Annotated in this window: 18 protein-coding genes; 8 read left to right on the top strand and 10 right to left on the bottom strand. The window is 62.1% G+C overall.

The annotated features are described in order from the left end of the window. Positions 1-36 precede the first annotated feature (36 nt). The gene (locus M8J71_RS17640; RefSeq protein ID WP_256249100.1) at positions 37-2,079 is read left to right on the top strand and encodes a beta-galactosidase; all 2,043 of its coding nucleotides are present in this window, start codon (positions 37-39) and stop codon (positions 2,077-2,079) included. Positions 2,080-2,317: 238 nt separating this feature from the next. Here M8J71_RS17640 and M8J71_RS17635 read toward each other — a convergent pair whose 3' ends face one another. Beyond that, entirely contained in the window at positions 2,318-3,937 is a 1,620-nt protein-coding gene (locus M8J71_RS17635; protein WP_256249099.1) for an IclR family transcriptional regulator, read from the bottom strand. A gap of 137 nt (positions 3,938-4,074) precedes the next feature. Between M8J71_RS17635 and M8J71_RS17630 the strand changes: the two genes are divergently transcribed. The 4 genes from M8J71_RS17630 (at position 4,075) to M8J71_RS17615 (ending at position 7,442) form a co-directional block, all read left to right on the top strand. Beyond that, entirely contained in the window at positions 4,075-5,391 is a 1,317-nt protein-coding gene (locus tag M8J71_RS17630; RefSeq protein ID WP_256249098.1) for an MFS transporter, read from the top strand. A gap of 10 nt (positions 5,392-5,401) precedes the next feature. Further along, positions 5,402-6,391 (top strand): hydroxyacid dehydrogenase, encoded by a 990-nt coding sequence (locus M8J71_RS17625; RefSeq protein WP_256249095.1) that lies wholly within the window; start codon positions 5,402-5,404, stop codon positions 6,389-6,391. 30 nt (positions 6,392-6,421) lie between these two features. Then, entirely contained in the window at positions 6,422-7,063 is a 642-nt protein-coding gene (locus tag M8J71_RS17620; protein ID WP_256249094.1) for an RraA family protein, read from the top strand. Positions 7,064-7,151: 88 nt separating this feature from the next. Continuing rightward, on the top strand, positions 7,152-7,442 hold the full coding sequence (locus M8J71_RS17615) for a hypothetical protein (protein WP_256249093.1): 291 nt from the start codon (positions 7,152-7,154) through the stop codon (positions 7,440-7,442). A gap of 125 nt (positions 7,443-7,567) precedes the next feature. Here M8J71_RS17615 and M8J71_RS17610 read toward each other — a convergent pair whose 3' ends face one another. The 3 genes from M8J71_RS17610 to M8J71_RS17600 form a co-directional block, all read right to left on the bottom strand. Next, on the bottom strand, positions 7,568-7,897 hold the full coding sequence (locus tag M8J71_RS17610) for a carboxymuconolactone decarboxylase family protein (RefSeq protein ID WP_256249092.1): 330 nt from the start codon (positions 7,895-7,897) through the stop codon (positions 7,568-7,570). 115 nt (positions 7,898-8,012) lie between these two features. Continuing rightward, positions 8,013-9,458, bottom strand: a complete 1,446-nt coding sequence (locus tag M8J71_RS17605; RefSeq protein ID WP_256249091.1) for an MFS transporter — start codon at positions 9,456-9,458, stop codon at positions 8,013-8,015. Between the two features lie 338 nt (positions 9,459-9,796). Then, positions 9,797-10,117 (bottom strand): heavy-metal-associated domain-containing protein, encoded by a 321-nt coding sequence (locus tag M8J71_RS17600; protein ID WP_256249090.1) that lies wholly within the window; start codon positions 10,115-10,117, stop codon positions 9,797-9,799. Positions 10,118-10,721: 604 nt separating this feature from the next. Between M8J71_RS17600 and M8J71_RS17595 the strand changes: the two genes are divergently transcribed. From M8J71_RS17595 to M8J71_RS17585, 3 genes are all read left to right on the top strand, one after another. Beyond that, complete coding sequence (locus M8J71_RS17595; RefSeq protein WP_256249088.1) at positions 10,722-11,114, top strand: hypothetical protein; 393 nt, start codon at positions 10,722-10,724, stop codon at positions 11,112-11,114. A gap of 3 nt (positions 11,115-11,117) precedes the next feature. Beyond that, positions 11,118-11,825 (top strand): RES domain-containing protein, encoded by a 708-nt coding sequence (locus M8J71_RS17590; protein ID WP_256249087.1) that lies wholly within the window; start codon positions 11,118-11,120, stop codon positions 11,823-11,825. 355 nt (positions 11,826-12,180) lie between these two features. Next, complete coding sequence (locus tag M8J71_RS17585) at positions 12,181-12,423, top strand: MarR family winged helix-turn-helix transcriptional regulator (protein WP_374114863.1); 243 nt, start codon at positions 12,181-12,183, stop codon at positions 12,421-12,423. 122 nt (positions 12,424-12,545) lie between these two features. On the opposite strand, the gene M8J71_RS17580 is transcribed toward M8J71_RS17585, so the two are convergent. The 6 genes from M8J71_RS17580 to M8J71_RS17555 form a co-directional block, all read right to left on the bottom strand. Continuing rightward, positions 12,546-13,403, bottom strand: coding sequence for an HAD-IIA family hydrolase (locus tag M8J71_RS17580; RefSeq protein WP_374114873.1), 858 nt, complete (start codon positions 13,401-13,403; stop codon positions 12,546-12,548). A gap of 311 nt (positions 13,404-13,714) precedes the next feature. Beyond that, positions 13,715-14,494: an SDR family NAD(P)-dependent oxidoreductase gene (locus M8J71_RS17575; protein ID WP_256249084.1), complete on the bottom strand. Its 780-nt coding sequence runs from the start codon at positions 14,492-14,494 to the stop codon at positions 13,715-13,717. 164 nt (positions 14,495-14,658) lie between these two features. Beyond that, positions 14,659-15,444, bottom strand: a complete 786-nt coding sequence (locus M8J71_RS17570; protein ID WP_256249083.1) for an SDR family NAD(P)-dependent oxidoreductase — start codon at positions 15,442-15,444, stop codon at positions 14,659-14,661. A 66-nt stretch (positions 15,445-15,510) separates the two neighbouring features. Further along, a complete protein-coding gene (locus M8J71_RS17565) occupies positions 15,511-16,485 on the bottom strand; it encodes an SDR family NAD(P)-dependent oxidoreductase (protein ID WP_256249082.1) in 975 nt (324 codons plus the stop codon). Between the two features lie 67 nt (positions 16,486-16,552). Further along, positions 16,553-17,800, bottom strand: a complete 1,248-nt coding sequence (locus M8J71_RS17560; RefSeq protein ID WP_256249081.1) for a glycoside hydrolase family 1 protein — start codon at positions 17,798-17,800, stop codon at positions 16,553-16,555. Between the two features lie 14 nt (positions 17,801-17,814). Continuing rightward, a complete protein-coding gene (locus M8J71_RS17555; RefSeq protein WP_256249080.1) occupies positions 17,815-19,593 on the bottom strand; it encodes a family 43 glycosylhydrolase in 1,779 nt (592 codons plus the stop codon). Positions 19,594-19,614 lie beyond the last annotated feature (21 nt).

Here is a 19,614-nt window from a genome sequence, read left to right as displayed (position 1 = left end):
CCTTCCACCCTTCTTCGTTCTGAGAGTGCAAAACCCATGACCGTTGCATCATTTATGTCCCTCCGAGACCGACTCCCGGGAATTATCTACGGCGGTGATTACAACCCTGAACAGTGGCCTCGCAGCACGTGGCAGGAAGATGTGCGCCTCATGCGCGAAGCCAACGTCACGCTCGTCAGTCTGGGAGTCTTCTCCTGGTCCGCCCTGGAACCGGCAGACGGAGAATTCGACTTCGGCTGGCTCGATGAAGTCATGGACCTGCTGGCCGTCAACGGGATCTTCGCCAACCTTGCAACCCCCAACGCTTCACCGCCGCCATGGCTGGCTACCGAGTTCCCCGAAACGTTGATGGTCGAACGCTCCGGCACCCGGGTGGCCGTCGGAAGCCGGGGGCACTTTTGCCCCTCATCCGAGGTCTACCGTGACCGCAGCCAGCGCATTGCCCGCAAACTGGCGGAACGCTACGCGGACCACCCCGCCCTGGCCATGTGGCACATCGGCAACGAATACCACTCGAACTGCTTCTGCGACCTCTGCGATGAACGGTTCCGGCAGTGGCTGCAGAACAAATACGGCACTCTTGACGAACTGAACACACGGTGGGGCACCACCTTATGGGGCCAAATCTATAGCCAGTGGAACCAGGTACATGTGCCCAAACCGGTCAGAGGCTGGGTCAACACCGCCCGGGAACTGGACTTCGCACGTTTCAACACTGACATACAGGTCGAGCTGTACCGGCTCGAAAAAGACCTGCTCCAAAGCATCACCCCCGATATACCGGCGACCACCAACTTCATACAGTTCTTCCGGATCCAGGACTACCGGCGGTGGGCCCCGGAAACAGACGTTATCGCACTGGACATCTACCCGGATCCGGCCAAACCCAGTTCGCTGACAGAAGCGGCCATGCAGTACGACCTTATGCGCCACCTCGGAAACGGCGCCCCCTGGATGATGATGGAACAAGCCGCCGGCGCGGTAAGCCAGTGGAAAGTCAACCTCACCAAGCAACCGGGCCGCATGCGTTTGGGGTCCTACCAAGCCATTGCTCACGGAGCCGACGCCGTCATGTTTTTCCAATGGCGGGCATCCCGGTTCGGGCAGGAAAAGTTCCACTCAGCCATGCTTCCCCACGGCGGCCAAGATACACGGACATGGCAGGAAGTCCGTGATCTCGGCAACGAACTCCGTACCCTGGAAGCGGTCGCCGGTGCCCGCACCGAGGCCAAAGTCGCGCTCGTATGGGATTGGGAAAACTGGTGGGCCGTAGAAGGCGCAGCCCATCCGCTCAACAACTACGACTACCGTGAAGTCGTCACCAGCCACTATCAGGCGCTGTGGAAGACCAACGTCGCCGTGGATGTCGTCACCCTGTCCTCCGACCTTTCAAAATACCGTGCCCTGGTCATCCCCAACCAGTACCTGATCAGCGAACTGCAGCAGGACGCCGTCCGAGAATTCATCCGCGCCGGCGGGCACGTCCTCATCTCCTACTTCTCCGGCATCGTCAACGATGACGACCAGATCATCGAGAACGGATACCCGGGGGGTCTGCGTGACGTCATTGGGGCACATATCCGGGACCTCTCCCCGCTGGCTAAAGACGCCACGGTAGAGATAGCCGCGGTCCCGGGGCAAGATCTTCTCCCCAGCACGTTCACAGCAAAGGCCTCCCGCTGGCAGGAGGACATCGCTCCCGAGACTGCGAACACCGTGGCCGTCTTCACCGAAGGGCACCTGAAGGGCAAACCAGCCATCCTCGACCACCACATAGGTCACGGCAGTGCGATCTACATAGGAGCGCAACTCCCCCAGGAATCACTGGAGCGGCTCGTTGCCGCCTTCATCGAACGCTCTGCCGTGGAATCACCCCACGCCGCACCCCAGGACGTCGAAGTCACCGAACGCCACACCAGCGATAACAGATTCCTCTTCTTCCTCAACCACTCCACAACACCGAAAACACTGGAACTGGAAATTAGCGGAAAGGAACTCCTGGGCAACCGTAAGGTCACCAAGGGAAAAGAAATCACCCTCGAAGCCTCCGACGTCGCTGTCATCCAAGTAAAGCGGTGACCCATGACAGACACACCTTATGGCTCAGGCGTACCACTTAGCGCCTTCTGCCACTTAGTGCAGACGACCTCGGAACCTGATTAGTCTGCCCGATACACGCAAACTTTACGCACCAGAACAGGCGAAGTGCGGCGACCCTCATATCAGGTTGAACTACACCCCAACCTGACAAAAAGTATTGGCGGAACTGCAGAAGCACTAGGAGCGCACCACTTCGCGCCCGCTAACCAGGCAGGGCTTATTGCGCGGCAGCGAAGACGATGCCGCGTTCAGATTCCTGCTCTCCGGGATTGCCTTCATGGGCGGCAGGGGCCCTCGCGCTCTTGAAGGTGAGCAGGCGTGAGAGCCGCCGGGCCGTGGCGACTACGGCGCTGGTGAGCTCCTTTGGCGGGGTTCCGGCTACACGGTGGTTTGGGACTGTGACGGTGACCGATCCTCGAACGATTCCGTTGACGAAGAATGGTGCGGCGATGCCGTGGGCGTCAGGGACTCGTTCACTGTCGGTGGCAGCCCAGCCCTGGGTGCGGATAAGGCCCAGCTCCTCAGTGGAGACTCCCGCCTCATCTGCTTTCCGGGTGCGGACGTGCTCGGGCAGGTGCGCGAGGATCGCTTTGCCCGCAGCTCCGGCGGTCAGGGGAATTTCTTCGCCTTCTTCCAGGACGTAGCGGACGTTCCGGGCACCGGCGATCGTTCGTCCTATGTGGGCCAGGTGGCTATCCGCGTCGTAGAGGGCAAGGGTGGTGGTCTCGCCCGTTTGTCCGCTGAGTTCGCGCAGATCCTCGTCCACCAGTTGTGGAAGGTCGTGTCCGGAGCCGAGCGAGGATGACCACTGCAGCAGGGTCGGGCCAGCCGTCCAGGCTCCGCCGTTGTCCAGCGTGGTCATCAGCCCCACATCGCGAACTGATTCAGCAAGGCGGCGGGTAGCCACGGACCGGGTTCCCCACAAACTCGAAAGGTCCTGCAGCGAGAGCTGGGCCAACGGTTCCGAACAGAATGCCGCGATGATGACCGCGACCCGTTGAATGAGTGCGGACGATTCGGCTTGAGGCAGGACCTGCCACTTGTTCCTGCTGCTGGCACTGTCGGTGAGCAGGGCTTCGAGTTCCCGGGCGGCTTCGTTGAGTAGTTTTGCGCCGGCTTCGATGTCTGATTCCTTGAATTCGTTCCGCGGCCGGGACAGTGACAGGGAACCGAAGAGCCGGTCGTTGACGGTGAATGGCACGCCGATGCCGGCGGCGTCGGGGATGTGCTGGCCAATGCTGACGACAGCGCCCATCGTGTCATAGCTCTTCAGGGCATTCTCGATGCGGGTCCTGCTCTCCATAGAGGCTTCGGTGTACTTCTTCAGTTCCTCGGGCAGCCCTCTAGTTCCCCTACGGGTAAGGATGGCGAGTCCGAGTGCGCCGGCATGGGTTGGCAGGTTGGTACCCGGTGGAAGCGTGTACCTGACGGGCGCGTCAGGTTCCACGGATGCCAGGACGAAGCACTGCTCCGGATTACCGGTTTCGACGGCCATCAGCGCTGTGGCCCCGGAGGCCCGGCTCAAGCGCGCCAGAATCCTCGTCCCCTCGGCAAAGAGAGGATGACCTTCCTGCAGCGCTGCGGACAGAACCTTCAGCCGCGGCCCGACGATGTAAGCGCCGCTGGCGTCCCTGGACACCAGGCGTTCCTCAACGAGCCGGCTGAGGATCCGGTTGACGGTGCTTCGGCTCGCGCCAAGTTCCTCGGCCAGTTCCCGCACACCCCATCCGTAGCCTGCGCGGCCGATAACAGCCTCAATGACGGCAACGACCTCTTTAGAGCCGTCCCGCTGTGCCGACTGGTCCAGTTGCTCCATATTTGCAGTATCCCACACCATTCGGCGCCCTCCTCCTGGAATGAACCCGGCCCTGCCGCCACCGCTTGACAGTGGCGTGGAACACAGGCATTCTTTAAGCAATCCCCAAGTGAGACAGTGTCCCACTTTTCTAAGCCAAAAGACAGAGAGGTCTTCGGATGACCATCCCCACACTGGCAGTTCCAGACGCTGCCCGCCGCACCAAAGCCAAGAAGGCCACAGGCGTAGCCGCCTTCGGAACGTTCATCGAGTACTACGACTTCAGCGTCTACGGCTACGTCGCAGCCACTCTGGCAATCGTCTTCTTCCCCGGCGATGACCCGGTCATCGGCCTGCTGAACACCCTGTTGGTGTTTGGCTCCGCATTCATCGTCCGCCCGCTCGGCGCCGTCTTCTTCGGCCGTCTCGGGGACCGGAAGGGCCGCCGGACGAGCCTCATCGCGAGCATCACCTGCATGGGTGTCGCCGCGACCCTCACCGGCCTGCTGCCGGGCTACGCCCAGATCGGCGTCCTGGCACCCATCCTGCTGGTGCTGCTGCGCATGCTCCAGGGCTTCTCAACCGGAGGCGAAATCGGCGGTGCCGCCGCCTACATCCACGAATGGGCCGCACCGAACCGCCGCTCCCTCTTCGTCTCCCTGATCCCGTCCGTCGCCCAGCTCGGCAAGGGCCTGGCCGCCGGCCTGGCCGCCCTCGCCGCGGCAATGATGCCAGCAGCCGACCTGGCAGCGTGGGGCTGGCGCATCCCATTCCTCCTCGCCCTGCCCCTGGGCGTCCTGTGCCTGGTCATGCGCCTGAAGGTCGAAGACAGCCCGGAATTCCAGGCCATCAACAAAACCACGGAAGGCACCTCCAAGGCTCCGTTCAAAGAGGTCCTGACCAAGTACCCCAAGGCGCTGGCCAAGGTCACCTCCATCTCCCTCGTGCAGAACCTCGGAACGTACATTGGCACCGTCTTCGTCGCCGTCTACTTCAGTGAAGTCCTCGGCTTCACCAAGGGCGAAGCCTCCACGATCGTTCTCCTAGCAGTCCTCTTTGCTGCGCTCCTGATTCCCATGGCCGGCCAGCTCGGCAGCCGCATCGGCAGCAAGAAGGTCCTGCTCTGGGCCTACGTGGCCTATGTCGCCGTCACGATCCCGTCCTTCGCCATGATGAACCAGGGCTCCTTCGTCCTGGCGCTGCTGGGCCTTGGCATGGGCATCATCCCTTACGCCCTGTGCCAGGCCGGCACCTACGGCGCCATGCTCGAGTTCTACCCCACCCGCGTCCGGCACACCGGCGTCGCGTTCGGCCACAGCGTCGGAGCCGTCATCGGCGGCGGCGCCGGCCCCTACCTGGCCACGTACCTGATCGACCAGACCGGCAACACCTTCGTCCCGGCTTTCATCCTGGTAGGCGCAGGCGCCCTCGGACTGCTGGTGGTCGGACTCACGGTCCGGGCCAACTCCGACCCCTCTTCGCACCTCTACCGTTAGGCCCTGCACCGTGACCGAAATCTACATCTCCGACGTCATCCACGAGGACGTCCTGGCAGACATCCACACAAATGCCATCGTGCACGTCGGCTACGGCCCCGACAAGGTCAACTACCTCGACGTCAGCGAAAACATTGACGCTGTGATCCTGCGGGGAGAAACCTTCACCCGCGAGATGATCGAAGCCTCGCCCATTCTCAAGATCATCGCCCGCCATGGGGTCGGCACTGACAACGTCGACATCCCGGCCGCATCGGAAAACGGGGTCTGGGTCACCAGCACTCCAGGTTCGAACAGCAACGCCGTCGCCGAACATGTCTTTGCCCTCCTGCTCTCCCTGACCCGCAAAATCGTCCCGGCAGCGAACCGTGTCGTTGCCGGAACTTGGGCCGAAGGCCGCGGAGACCTGATCGGGCTCGAACTCTCCGGCCGCACCCTCGGGATCGTGGGGTTCGGAGCCATTGGCAAGCGCGTTGCCGCCATCGCCCGGGGCTTCGGGATGCGTGTGCTCGCCGCCGACCCGGTCGCCAAAGCAGCCGACGTGGCAGCTGCAGGTGCCGACTTGGTGGAACTGGACACCCTCTATGACCGGGCGGACATCATCACCGTGCACGCCCCGCTGCTGCCCGCCACCCGCCACATGATCTCCACCCGCGAACTGGCCCTGATGAAACGCACAGCAATCGTCATCAACACCTCGCGCGGCGGTCTGATCGACGAGAACGCACTGGTCACGGCCCTGACCGATGGCACCCTCGCCGGCGCAGCCCTTGACGTGCTCGAAGCCGAAAGCATCGACATGAAGGACCCGCTCCCCCACAACCGGGTACCCCTCAACGAGGTTCCCAACCTGCTCGTCACCTCCCACATCGCCGGCCAGACCCAGCAAGCATTCCAGGAAGCCGGCACCCGGTCCTGGTCGGAAGTACGCGCAGTCCTGGCAGGTAACACCCCGGCCTTCCCGGTCAACGCCAACGAGCTGCGCAAAGTCCCCGCCTAATCCCGGCCCCAAAAATTCAAGGAACACCACATGTACATCAACGCCTCCGCCGAAAACATCACCGTCTACCCCGAATGGCCCCGCCCCAGCCAGGACCTCGTCCAAGCCCTCGCGGCCTACCCCCCGGCGTTGATCGGTGACGTACGCAAACGCCTAGACATGATGTCCGCGGACATCCGCTGCCTCACCCCCGGCGCCCGACTCGCCGGGACCGCCCTCCCCATCCAAATCTGGGAAGGCGACAACCTCGCCATCCACCGCGGACTCGACGAAGCCAAACCCGGGGACGTCCTGGTCATCTCAGGGAACGGCGTCACCAACCGATCCGTCTTCGGCGGCATCCTCGCCGAAATCTGCCTTCATAAAGGCGTCACCGGGGTCATCGTCGACGGCGCCGTCCGCGACATCGAAGAAATGAATCAAATGGGCCTTGCCGTCTTCGCCCGCGCCGTAGTTCCCGCCGGGCCATCCAAAAACGGACCCGGGTACGTCGGCAAACCCGTCGCCTGCGGCAACGTCGTCTGCAACCCCGGCGATGTCATCATCGGCGACCAGGACGGCATCGTCGTCATCCCCCAATCAGAACTTAACGAAACTCTTAAGGCCCTCCCCGCCCAGGAGAACCTCGAACGCCAGATCCGCGACCGGATCAAAGAAGCCGTCGCCTCCTAGAGGCCGCCACGGCTCCCTCCCCGCCGACAAGAGTGGCAGAGGCCCGGCATGGGCCGCTGCCACTCTTTAGACCAGAACCGGAAAGCCCATGACACTGAACCGAGCAACGCCGCGTAAACACGGTGACTGGAGCCTGCTGATTAACGCTCTGGTCGAAATCCGACAAAACGGCCAGGTAATCAGAACCGGGTTCGTCGAAGACGTCATGCCCGACTCCTCGGTAATCTGGCTTGCGGCCGACCACAGCAACCCGCGCCAAATGTTCGAAGCGTGCCAAGGCCACCAGGTCTGGGTCACGCCCCAAGCACTCTCCGGCGAACTCAGCTACCGGATGACAACCAGACAGATCTTCGGCAAGAACCCCACCAGCTGCACATAGCCCAGGGCCGGCATCAGCGGGGACGTATGCGGGCGCGCTGCTGTTATGGCGCTTGACGCCACTGGCCGTTAATTCGGTGCCGGGGCTAAACGATGCATCCCACGTGGCGCTTGCATTCGCGTTACTCAGTCCCCTTCAACAATGCTTCTCATCGCTTTCCACCCGTGGGTCACGCCACCTCCGGCACGCAGCGCGGTAGCAACCATGACAGTCTCCGCAATGTCGGCTTTGGAGGCCCCCGCGGTGACGGCGCGCTTGGTGTGATCCTCGATGCAGAAGGAGCATTGTGTGGTGACCGCGACGCCGACTGCGATGAGTTCCCGGACAAGGGGATCAAGGCCGCCGGTCTTCTTGCCGAAAACCGCCTTGTCGAACGCAAAGAACGCGGAGACCATCTCCGGTGCGCTCTCCTTCAGATCCTTCATGTACTGGGCATCTGCCTGGTGATCATGCATTAGTTAGCCTTTCGTTGCGTGCGGGTACTTCTATTTGCCAATGTTGTGGGGCGGACGGTGACCGTAAGGGCAGCCGTGAATGCGGAGGCAGGCCTGCCGCTTTTCGGTTCCTGCGCTAGTGGCTCGGCTGGTCGACCGCAGCCACAGCGGGTTTGTGATCGGCTTGTGCCGGTGGTTTGGAGGGCAGGGTGGTGGCGGCCAGTATTCCTGCTGCTGCGAGCATGACGGCGGCGACGGCGAGTGCACTGCCGTACCCGGCGACCAGTTGAGGGGCCGCTGTTGCGCCGGGTTCGGGCGTCCCGGTGACGGTTGCGGCGATGCCAGACAGAACCGCCAGTCCCAGGGCCACCCCGATTTGCTGCGCGGAGTTGAGCAGTGCGGAGGCAATGCCGGCCTCGTGGGATGCCGTGTTGTAGACGGCGGCCTGGGTCAGGGCGATGACGCCGAGCCCGAATCCCAGGGCGAGGAAGAACATGGCCGGGGCAAGGTGCAGCCAGTAGCTCGTGTCTACCTGGATGAAGGAGAACCAGAAGGCTGCCGCGGCGCTGAGCAGAGCGCCCCCTGATGCGATGACGCGCGGAGCCACCTTGTTGAGCAGTTTGGGGGCGCCGCCGGCTCCGACGACAATCCCGGCAGCGAAAGGAAGCCAGCTCAGCCCGGTCTGGAAGGGGCTGTAGTGCTGTACCTGCTGGAGATATAGGGTGATCACATAGAAGGTGCCCATCGGCCCGACGGCCAGCAACAGCATGGACGCGTAGGCGCCGGCGCGGCCGCGGTCCTGGAACAAGCTCAGCGGAACCAGCGGCGTGCGGCTGCGGGCTTGCGTAGCGATGAATGCTGCGAGCAGCACCAGTGCGGCGCCGATGAGCCCCAGCCCGATCGGGTCGGTGAAGCCATCCTCACCAAAGCGGGTGATGGCATACACCAGGGCCACCATGCCGCTGGTTCCCAGCACTGCGCCCCTGATGTCAAGGCTGCCCGGGTGACGCTCGGCTTCAACCAGCGTGCGGCTGCCGAGCAGCACCAGGATCCCGATGGGGATGTTGATGAAGAAGACCCACCGCCATCCCAGGGTGCCGGTCAACACGCCCCCGAGGAGCAGCCCGATCACGATCCCGAGGCCAGACATCGCGCCGTACAGCGCCAGGGCGGCGTCCCGCGTCTTGCGCTCGGCAAAGGTTGTGGCGATCAAGGCCAGGGCATTCGGTGCGACCAGCGCCGCCCCCAGCCCCTGGACGGCCCGGCCGCCTATGAGCGCCCCACTGCTCAGTCCTAAACCGCCGATCAGGGACGCAAGCACGAAAATCACCAGGCCCGCCTGCAGGGCACGCCGGCGCCCGTAGAGGTCGCCGATCCGCCCGCCCAGGAGCAGCAGGGCGCCGAACGCGAGGATATAGGCGTTCACGATCCAAGGCAAATGCACGGCGTCGATACCGAGTTCCTGCTGAATCCTCGGCAAAGCAATATTAACGATGGAGTCATCCAGCACCAGCATCAGCTGCGCGGCGGCTATCACCAGCAGCGGTATCAAACCCCGCCGCTGTCCTGTTTTCTCTGTCACAACATTTCCTTCAAAAATATGGGGAGGCAGCGCTGGGGCGCGCAGTGACTTTCGTCTGCTCACGCATCCCGCATGGATGCCGACAAATTAGGTTTGGGGACAGAAGGGTGCAAAGCACCCCATTGCTGCTTGGCGGTGCTGCCCAGGCCGGAGCCTCGTTCGTCGCAGTGACCGGTGCAGCTTGTCGGGTTGCAGCACGCCTGTGCCCCCGGTTTGGCCGCTACCGGCCACGGGGAATGATGGCCTGGCACAGCGTTTCGGCCTTTCAACTCCTGGAGCAAAAGGGAGACCGCGATTCCGCGCGGTTGCCTGTAGGGGAACCGCGGCGTGCTACCGGCTCAGTTGCTGATGACGGAGTAACCGGCGGAAGTGACGGCATCACGGACAGCGCCGCCGTTGACTGGACCGCTGACAACCAGACGGGAAGGGCCGCCGGGAACGAGCTCAACAGAGGCAGATTCCACACCCTCCAGCGCCGAGACAGCTTTCTCAACAGCCAGAACACAGTGCCCGCAGGTTAGACCTTCAACAGTGAACTCAACGTCGCCGGTGCCAACACGCGAGGAGGAGGGTTCGGATGAGCAGCAGCCGCACCCTCCAGCCGACGAGGCGAGAGGCAGCTCAGTGCGTTTTTCAGATTCAAACACGTCAGTTTCCATTCCTTGACGAAGCATCAATGGGTGCTGGGGATGACGGCTGTAAGGGCGGGCGCGAGGCACCGGCCGGGACACACCATGTCACTGACAACACCTCAAACATACCCCCGTGGGGTATAGAGGGGCAAGTGCGTCCGCACGGCAAGCGGGAGTCTCGTCATTGTTCATCGCCTGTTGAGACAGGGGAGCACCGCTGTCATTCAATCGGCCAGCACGTCCAAAGTTGGGCACACCCCACCCGGACGTCAAAACCGCCTGACCAGGGAGGATTAGGCCTGGGGGCAGCGTTCCCGCTTGTTCTCCGAGGCACGGCCAGTCACGGAAGGTGACATAACCACCCTCCGCCCCAAACGGACTTCATCAAGTCCAGATTCTTTGGGCTACTTCGACAATTCTCGAGCTGCCCCACCCCGTTTCCTTCCCCTCCGACTGTCAGGGTGGGATCTGAGAACATCATGAGCCACCGTCAGTAAAACGGAATTTGCCACTATTCTGACGCCACCACACCAAGCGGCGGGAGGACCAAATCTCTTTTGCGTTCGCAGTTGTGATTTGGGGTGTGATCAAATCGTTGAAAGACACTGTTGATCCGTGACACCATGAAAGCATGACAGCCGTTACAGGAGCCCGTGGAGGGCTGAAAGCGCATCAGGATTCCATTCGGCTTTCCGAGCCTGAACTGGTCCGGGACCTGCGGGACATCCTGGGGGCGAAGCTCGTTGCGTACATCGGCTCGGTCAAGGAAACCCGGGCCGTGCGTCAGTGGGCCGACGGTGAACGGAAACCGTCAGCCGAGGTCATGACCCGGCTGCGTCATGCCTACCACGTCGCAGCTCTGTTGGCTGAGCGGGACTCCCGGTCCGTGGTCCAGGCATGGTTCCAGGGAATGAACCCGCAACTGGACGACGTGCCGCCAGCGCGGCTACTGCGCGAAGGCCAGGTCGACGACGCGGCACAGGCGGTCCTTGCCGCTGCCAGGGCATTCGCGGCAGCAGGCTGACGGGTGGTTGACGAGCAACAACTGGCAACAGCCACTGCTAACACCCGGGTATGGCGCATTGGTTTCCGCCCGGATCCTTGGGCGTGGAGTGGCTGGGAGTGGGCAACCGATGGCAGGTTCCCCGGCCGGTGGGATGACCTGCACGGAAACTTCAGGACCGTCTACGCCGGCTCCAGCCTGAGGGCATGCCTGCTCGAGGTGCTCGCCGGCTTCCGCCGTGACGGCAGGCTGGCAACGGAACTGGACGAGATCGTCGAGGATGACGAAGATGCCGTGCTGCACCCGACACTGGTACCCGGGCAGGTGCCCCGGGAATGGCTTGACGCCCGCGCAGCGACCTCAGCCGAACTTACCGGCACCTACTGCGCCGTGACGGACTCCCGGTCCATCGCCGTCCTCCACCCGCACTTCATCGGAGTGGCTCTCAGCCTGGGACTCTTAGACCTGGACGCCGCAGCCCTAAAAGATGCCCGGCCGCGCCGGTTGACCCAGGCAATCGCCGCTTGGATCTACGAAACAACAGACCTCGACGGGGTTACCTTCGCGTCCCGCCATGGCGACGACCTGAAGCTCTGGGCCATCTTCGAACGGGCAGGCGACCCTCACGTCAGCCCAAAACTAAGCCACGCCAGGACCGAGGAACTGCACCACGACAGCGATGCGATCAAGGACGCCTTCCGGATGCTCGGCCTGACCTGGCGGAGCGAATAGTCCGCTCCCCCGCCCGCTCCTCACCCTAGCTTGACGGAATATCCGTTATCGGCTCTCAAAGTACGGGAGTAGAAGTAGCTGCGGGAACTCCCGTCCTGTGACGAATCCGTCGTTTCCGGTCTGCGGCTATTTTGTTAATGGAGCTCACGTCGTGGCATGGGGTGTATCTCGTATGCTCGTTGACGGGGCAAGTCCCATGGACGCGCATTCTTCGCACCTACATGGGATGCGGCGTTGGTTCGGTCTTTCTACCTTGCATGGTTGGTCGAAAGTCATCTGCGGGTAGTAAGGAATGGATTGTACCGGGGCAACGGGAGTCGGCTTGATCGATACCTTCGGCGTATCAATGGCATCCATGTCGAAACTCATTGGCCGCCTCGCAGCCGCTGGACTGGTCGCCAAGTCACTCGACCCCGAAGATCAACGAGTCCGCCGCATCCACGCGACCGATCTCGGCCGCTCCGTTGTTCGGGAACTTATGGGGGCCCGCCCGGAACTGGCCGGCGACGTATTGGCAGGGCTGACAGTTGACGAACTTCGAGCACTCCGAACGGGCCTCCAGGCTGTCAGTCGTGAACTTCGCGCGCTGAAGGGCTGACGACGCGTACCTTTCCGCACTCAACAGGGTCCACATCATCGGCGCCTGAGACCAATTGCCAATACCTGAAGCGACCGGCCTTCCCGGGGGCAATGAGACCTACTACGAGGGTGGCCATTCCCCTATATCTGGCTTTTCAGGTCTGCCACAGACTCTACAACTTGATGGGGCCGGAACGGGAAGGAGACGATTTCTTCGCGCTGTGTGATGCCGCTGAGCACCAGGACGGTGTGCAGGCCTGCTTCCATGCCGGCCACGATGTCTGTGTCCATGCGGTCGCCGATCATGGCGGTGGTCTCGGAGTGGGCGTCGATCTGGTTCATGGCGGAGCGGAACATCATGGGGTTCGGCTTGCCAACAATGTAGGGCTCGCGGCCCGTGGCCTTGGTGATCATGGCCGCGATGGCACCGGTGGCCGGCATGGGGCCGTCCTTGGATGGGCCGGTGGCGTCCGGGTTGGTGGCGATGAAGCGGGCGCCGGCCAGGATGTGTCGGACGGCCATGGTGATTGCTTCGAAAGAGTAGGTGCGGGTTTCGCCGAGCACTACGAAGTCGGGATCGGTGTCCGTGAGGATGAACCCGGCCTCGTGCAGGGCCGTTGTGAGTCCGGCTTCGCCGATGGTGTAGGCGCGGTTGCCCGAGCCAGAGGACTGGACCTGGTCCTTGAGGAACTGGGCGGTGGCCAGGGCGGACGTCCAGATGTTCTCTTCCGGGACTTCCAAGCCGGATGCGCGCAGGCGGGCTGCGAGGTCGCGGGGAGTGAAAATGGAGTTGTTGGTGAGGACCAGGAAGCGCTTGGACGTATCCACCCAGCGCTGGATAAGTTCAGCCGCACCCGGGATTGCCTGGTTTTCATGAACCAGGACGCCGTCCATGTCCGTGAGCCAGCACTCGATGTCCTTGGAGCTACGGGGCCGGCCTGCAACGTCTAACGAATGCAAACCTTCTTCAGTCAGCGTATCTGGCGAGGGGATTTGCATCCCTATTGTCTGCGTCATTCTTACCTTCCATGAGGGACTTGGCTCGTGAGGCGTGGATCGGTTACGGCTAATTCCTGCAGAGCTCCCTGTCAAGGCGGCACAGCCGCGCAAGGAAGCCTGACTCCGGCCACAAGTAGCGTCTGCAGCGCTCTGATAACCCTTGACGTCTAAGATGCCGAACATTTCGGGTGCCACAAATCGCCTCAACTTCCGGTGTTGACTCATTTGCTACCCGTAACTGAGACTCATGGCGGGCGCCCGGGGGACCAACATTCAGGCGCCCGCAAATAAAGAGCCGCTCCCGCTAGCGGCTAAATCGCCGACCAACCTCCATCGGAGGCCAAGATGGCGCCATTGAGGTTGGTTCCGTCGTCGCTAAGCAGGAAGGTGATTGACGCGGCGAGTTGCGCGGCTGTTGCCGGTGTGGGGATGTTGGCCTGCATGAGTGGGCCGAGGCGTTCGGCGGCCATTTGGGAGCCGAAATTCGCGACGATTCCGGTCATGGTTGGCCCGGGGGCCACAGCGTTGAAGCGCAGTCCCTTGGGGCCGTAGATGACGGCGGAGTTTTTGGTGAGGCCGACGACGGCGTGCTTGGACGCGGTGTAGGCGGCGCCTGCGGCCGATCCGCGGATGCCGGCCTCGGAGGAAACGTTGACCACGGAGCCTGAGCCGTGTTCCAGCATCAGTGGTACCACGGCGCGGGTAAGGCGCATGAGCGCGGTGACATTGATCCGGAAGACGCGGTCCCAGAGTTCGTCGTCCACTTCGTGGACCGGTGCGAAGTTGTCCATGATTCCGGCCACGTTGGCAAGGGCGTCAATGCGCCCGCCGGCGGCAGCCACGACGGCGGCAACAGTTTCTTCTGTTGAGATGTCGCCGGCCACAGGTACCAGCTCCAGGCCGCTGTTCTCCTCGACTAGAGCATCGAGGCGTTCCTTGCTGATATCGGCGGCGATGACTTTACCGCCTTCCTTCGCGATGCGCAGGGCGGTAGCTTGCCCGATCCCGGAGGCCGCCCCTGTGACGATGACGGTTTTTCCTGCAAATCGGTTATTGCTGATGGCTTCCTGCCATGTAGCTTCGTTACCCATATTGTCCTTCCAGATGGTGTTGGTGAGTTTTGGCAATTGCGGGCCGGCTACAAGCGATGGCCCGGTCCCACGAGACGCGGTGATGCTGCCCTGATGAACAAATGCAGGAGCAGTTGGCGGCTCAGTTTGCCGGTTTCATTTAGGTACGTTTTCAACTATCGGGATCACGCGCTGATTAGAATGCCGCCGTCTGCGTGGATGTTCTGGCCGGTGATCCAATGGCTGTCATCGGAGGCGAGAAATACACCCACGGGTGCGACATCACGGTATGGATCGCCAGCGCGCTGGAACGGGTTATTCGTGAATGCGTCTCGAATGTGATCCCTAGCCTCCAGACTCAGTGCCTCTGAGTCCAAGCCGGCGGACGCGTTTTCCGTCATGCCGTTGGGGCAGAGAGTGTTGACCCGGATGTTGTACTGGCCCCATTCGCGCGCAACTGTGCGGGACAGCCCCCGTACGGCCTCTTTGGCTGCCGCGTAGGGAGCATAAAGAGAATCGCCTTTAACGCCTGCTTCAGACGCGAAGTTGATGATGGAACCTCCTGCCCCTTCCTTATCGCGCAGGTGCGGGAAGCACAGCTTCATGAGATGCCAGTAGGCGTAGACGGAACTTTTCATCTCCACGTCGAGATCCTCGATGGTCTTTTCGAGGAAGGGTTTCGGGATGGTGATGGTATGGGCGTTGTTGACCAACACGTCGATGGTTCCGAAGCGCTCAACGGTGGCATCAACGAATTCCACCAGGCTGTCGTAATCCATGATGTCCACGGACATGGCAAGAACTTCTGCACCCTTTTCTTCGCAGATGTTCTTGGTTTCCTTCAGCTTGGTCTCGTTCCTCGCACAGATGGCGAGCTTCGCGCCCTCAGCCGCCATCCGGATTGCCTGCTCCTTGCCCAGACCAGTGGAGCACCCAGTGATGAGGATGACTTTGTTGTCTAGCTTTCCCAAGTTGGTTCCTTTGTTTGACGATGGTTCGGTGATGTGGGAGTTATTGGATCCCGACCGGTGGGGGCGCTAGCTCATGGGCAGTGCTACGGAAAGGTTCTTGGCGTTCGCCAGTAGTTCGTTGGGGACGCGTTCGGCCAGCTCGACCATGGTCCAGGTCCCGTTTGCTGCCGTGATTTGGTTGACGAGCTGCGGGTCGGACCAGAGGCCGATTTCACCGTCCGCGGCTAGCTTGAACAGGTGTCCGGTGATATCGGCCGCGTCGTCGGAAGAGAGGTAGGCCAGGAAGGGGACCATTCCTTCCGGTGTCCTCTTCATTGCAGCGGGAGCCGCCGCCTCGATGGCTTCCGGGGGCATGCCTTGGAGACGGTAGGCGGCAGCGGCGTTGACCCAGGAACGTGTCCTGGCCAACGGCGTATAGGCGTTGACCGTGATTCCGTGTCCGTGAATGTCGGCCGCGACGGCCTTGGTCAGGGCAACTACGCCGGCGTTCGCTGCGCCGTATGCCGCGTACCCTGGCAGGCCGAGGAAGGCGTCAGAGGACGAGTTTAGGATTCGGCCAAATCCCTGCTCCTTCATGTGAGGGAGGGCATGGTGCATGAGATTGAACGTGCCTTTGAGCTTGGAAACTACTGAGATGTCCCAGAGCTCCTCATCCATGTCCATGATGTTGCCCACCCAGTTGGACGAGGCGTTGTTGACGACGATGTCGATCCGGCCGTAGTTCGTTACGGCGGTTTCGACCATCTGCCTGGCGGTTTCAAAGTCGCCGGCGTCTCCGAAGAATGGAACCGCTTCCCCGCCCAGCCGGCGGATCTCATCGGCAGTTGTTTGGGCATCTCCGGCGACGGTTTCGAGTGCTTGTTGTTCCTGATCGGTGAAGGGCAGTGCGGTTTTTTCGAAGGCGTTGATGGAGGACCCGGGCTTGCGGTTGTTCGTTACGATGCGGGCACCTTCCTTCGCCATGCACAAGGCGACGTCGCGCCCGATGCCCTGTCCTGATCCGGTGATGATGGCAACTTTCCCTGCTAGCTTTCCTGCCATGATTGCTTCTCCTTGATGCTGTTCCCTGTAGTGGTACCGGTCGGTTCCGTCGGCCCGGCTTGGGGTTTTACCTATGGGTGTTGCCTGCGCTGGCGGGGCGTTTTAGCCCGTCCCCGTTCGAGCGCGCGATGTTGCCAAGCCAGTTGAGGCTTTTCTTGGGACGGCGTTCAAAGGTGTCCCTGTCAACCTCCACCAGACCGAACTTCGGATCCCAGTGCCCCCATTCGTAGTTGTCAAGCAGACTCCAGTGGAGGTACCCGCGTACATCCACCCCGTCTTCGACAGCGCCGGACAAAGCCAGCAACGCTTCGTGTGTGTAAGCGATACGGCGTTCGTCATCCGGGGTGGCGATGCCGTTTTCGGTCACCAGGACCGGAACTTTTGTCACGTTCGCTGCGTGATGGACAGCCATTGCCAGCGCGTCAGGACGATAGGCCGTGCCGATCATGGTGTTGTCCGGGTGCGGCGGATGCGGAACCAGGCCGTTGGCGTCCACTTGCTGTGTCGTATAGGACTGCACCCCGATGAAGTCATCGTCGCGGGCGGCTTCCAGGTAGAGGTCCTCAAAGTTCCATCGAACCTCGCGCAACCGTTCCTCGCCGCCGGGGGCGGCGGTGAAGGCCTGGTTCGCGACGCTCCATCCGATCAGGGCGTCGGTGTTCTCATGAAGGACTTCGCGGGCAGCATGGTGAGCATCGATAACGTGTTGCCCGTCCGCAGGCGTTGGAACGGGCAGGGGCGGCTGCTTGTATCCGCTGTCCGCCTGGTTTTCGATGGTTGGGCTCTGCCATTCATCCAGCTCGCCTCGGAGGGCGGCGGCTTCGAGGTTAAGCATCATAGCCAGCATGTTGGGTTCGTTGATCGTGACTACGTGTCCCACGTCGCCGAGGATGGAGGATGCAGCCTTGACGTAACGTGCGAAGCGTTCGGCGGCATTGGGAGTGCTCCAACCGCCTTCGTCGGCGAACCAACGGGGAGAGCTGAAGTGATGGAGGGTGATCACGGGTTTGATCCCAAGTTCGAGGGCGGTGTCGATCATCGCCCGGTAGTGCTTCAGCAGCGCAGAGGAGAACACTCCGGGCCGCGGCTCGATGCGCGCCCACTCAATCCCGAACCGGTAGGAGTTCAGCCCTGCCTCGGCCAGTAGCGTCATGTCTTCGCGGTAGCGGTGGTAACTGTCATTTGCGTCTCCGCTGAGTTCCATCCCGGGATAAAGTCCCTCGCGGCCCCACCAGTCGCTGTTGACGTTATTTCCCTCAGTTTGGTGTGGGGACGTGGAGGCACCCCAGAGAAAACCTGGCTTGAATGCGGTCATGTTGTCGGTCCTTTTCAGATCGTCTTGGTCAGTGCGGGATGCATGGCAGTGACGGCGCCCGGTGTGATGCCGTTTTCGTTGAATGCGTCCACGGCAACCCAGTAGTCGCAGCCTGCGTTGAGGCTTCCGAGGTCAAGGTCGGTCTGCTCATAGACAAGCCAGCTGTGGTAGAGCTTGTCCGGCGCAATTCCGTACCGCACGTTGTAGCCCTGGGCTGCCTCGCTGGCAGGCCACTCGATGCGTGCGGTCAGGTCATTGATTCGGATTGCCGTGGGCGTGACGCTCCCGGGAGCGGCGCCGTCCCCGAGGCCGAAGACACGCAGTCCGCTCACTGCGGCAGCAGCTCCAAATGGCATCCTGCCTGCTGTCAGGCGCACGTATCGTGCCCGCTTGGCCGAAGGGAGGACCTCAAATGCGTGCGGCGCTTCCGCCCCTGCCGCACGGGTATCGAGAACAGGCTCCCATTGCTGGCCGTCGGCGGAGACTTCAATGATGAACTCCGTTGGCTGCGAGCCTGGGTAGAGTGCCCGGTACTCTCCCGGGAACTGCTGGCCGTCGGACCGCTCAGGCGCGATCTTGGCGAGCTCGTGGTCGGCGAGATTGACCTGAATGGCGTGGATTGTCCGCTCGGTGCGGAGGTCAAGTTGGAGCCACTCCCCCGGTTCCGATCCGCCAGCGACCCACCAGGTGCGGATGTCTTCATCGACCGAGAGGGCAGGCCCGTGGCCGGGCAGCGATGATGATGCCGTGGCTTCGGCCCGGAAGGACTGCAGCATCCACCCTGGAGATGATTCAGTCCACGGGTCGATCCGGCGGTCGGGCACGATCATGGGGTAGTCCCCGAAATTCTGGTTGCAGAACAGGACACCGTCGTCGTCGAAGCCGGCAGGAAAGATCCCGATGCGGCGCTCGAATTGGTGGTGGACCGAGATACGCATGGTGGACGCGTGCCACCAGTTCCCATACTCGTCCTGGAAGGTGCTGCCGTGGCCCGCGCCCGTGATGAATCCCCCGGGCTTGGACGAGAAGGGGCTGTGCGGCGAGTAGCTGAAGGGCCCCAGCGGACCTTCTCCGGTATAGTAGCCGTCGGCGTAGGTGTTCCACTCCGTACCCGGGCCGGCGTACTGCAGGTAGTAGGTGCCATCGCGGTGCGTCATCCATGCGCCTTCGATGAACGGAGCATCCCCGAGGTATTGCGCCATGAATTTTTCGCGCTCGGTCGTCGGTTCCTTCTTGATGTAGTTCTCGCCGATCTGTTCCCACCCGTGCCGGTCGGGGTCACCGCTGATCAAGGGGACGGCCTCGCCAATGATTTCCATCGTTGCCGGGTCGATGCGTGCGCCGGCAATTGGTTCCTTGTTGGAGCATCCCCAGTAGAAATATGCCGTGCCGTCGTGGTCCTGGAAGAGATGCGGGTCCCAGAAGGGGAAGCCGGAGTTGACTTCAGTGAAGTCGTCGTCCAATGGGTTCTGGCTGCGGAAAAAGGGGCTGTCGGTGGTCCTTGAAGCGGAGATGTAAAGGGCGCCGTCGATTTCCCGGACGTCCGGTGCGTAGTCCATCGGCGGCAGCTTGTCTGTTGCCTGGTAATGCCAGGTCTTGAGGTCCTCGGAGTGCCAGAATCCACCCGCCATGGAGGCGAAGAGATAGTAGCGGCCGCGGAAGCGCACGATTGAGGGGTCGGCCGCCTCCCGGTGCACTGATCGTTCGTCGCCCAGGGGGCGCAGGTCCTGGAATCTATAGGCAATATCCAGCGGATTGCAGACTGCGGACACGGAGGAACGGGTCTCGTTCATGGGGTTCACTTTCTGATTCGA

This window comes from Pseudarthrobacter sp. R1, from assembly GCF_024494415.1.
GTDB lineage: Bacteria > Actinomycetota > Actinomycetes > Actinomycetales > Micrococcaceae > Arthrobacter.
Note: the sequence above shows the minus strand (reverse complement) of the source record. Positions and strands in the feature narration are given on the sequence as shown.

Excerpts from the sequence above, each read along its gene's own strand:
- M8J71_RS17640 (WP_256249100.1), top strand. The coding sequence starts at position 37 with ATGACCGTTGCATCATTTATGTCCCTCCGAGACCGACTCCCGGGAATT.
- M8J71_RS17635 (WP_256249099.1), bottom strand. The coding sequence starts at position 3,937 with ATGGTGTGGGATACTGCAAATATGGAGCAACTGGACCAGTCGGCACAG.
- M8J71_RS17630 (WP_256249098.1), top strand. The coding sequence starts at position 4,075 with ATGACCATCCCCACACTGGCAGTTCCAGACGCTGCCCGCCGCACCAAA.
- M8J71_RS17620 (WP_256249094.1), top strand. The coding sequence starts at position 6,422 with ATGTACATCAACGCCTCCGCCGAAAACATCACCGTCTACCCCGAATGG.
- M8J71_RS17615 (WP_256249093.1), top strand. The coding sequence starts at position 7,152 with ATGACACTGAACCGAGCAACGCCGCGTAAACACGGTGACTGGAGCCTG.
- M8J71_RS17610 (WP_256249092.1), bottom strand. The coding sequence starts at position 7,897 with ATGCATGATCACCAGGCAGATGCCCAGTACATGAAGGATCTGAAGGAG.
- M8J71_RS17600 (WP_256249090.1), bottom strand. The coding sequence starts at position 10,117 with ATGGAAACTGACGTGTTTGAATCTGAAAAACGCACTGAGCTGCCTCTC.
- M8J71_RS17595 (WP_256249088.1), top strand. The coding sequence starts at position 10,722 with ATGACAGCCGTTACAGGAGCCCGTGGAGGGCTGAAAGCGCATCAGGAT.
- M8J71_RS17585 (WP_374114863.1), top strand. The coding sequence starts at position 12,181 with ATGTCGAAACTCATTGGCCGCCTCGCAGCCGCTGGACTGGTCGCCAAG.
- M8J71_RS17580 (WP_374114873.1), bottom strand. The coding sequence starts at position 13,403 with ATGCAAATCCCCTCGCCAGATACGCTGACTGAAGAAGGTTTGCATTCG.
- M8J71_RS17575 (WP_256249084.1), bottom strand. The coding sequence starts at position 14,494 with ATGGGTAACGAAGCTACATGGCAGGAAGCCATCAGCAATAACCGATTT.
- M8J71_RS17565 (WP_256249082.1), bottom strand. The coding sequence starts at position 16,485 with ATGGCAGGAAAGCTAGCAGGGAAAGTTGCCATCATCACCGGATCAGGA.
- M8J71_RS17560 (WP_256249081.1), bottom strand. The coding sequence starts at position 17,800 with ATGACCGCATTCAAGCCAGGTTTTCTCTGGGGTGCCTCCACGTCCCCA.
- M8J71_RS17555 (WP_256249080.1), bottom strand. The coding sequence starts at position 19,593 with ATGAACGAGACCCGTTCCTCCGTGTCCGCAGTCTGCAATCCGCTGGAT.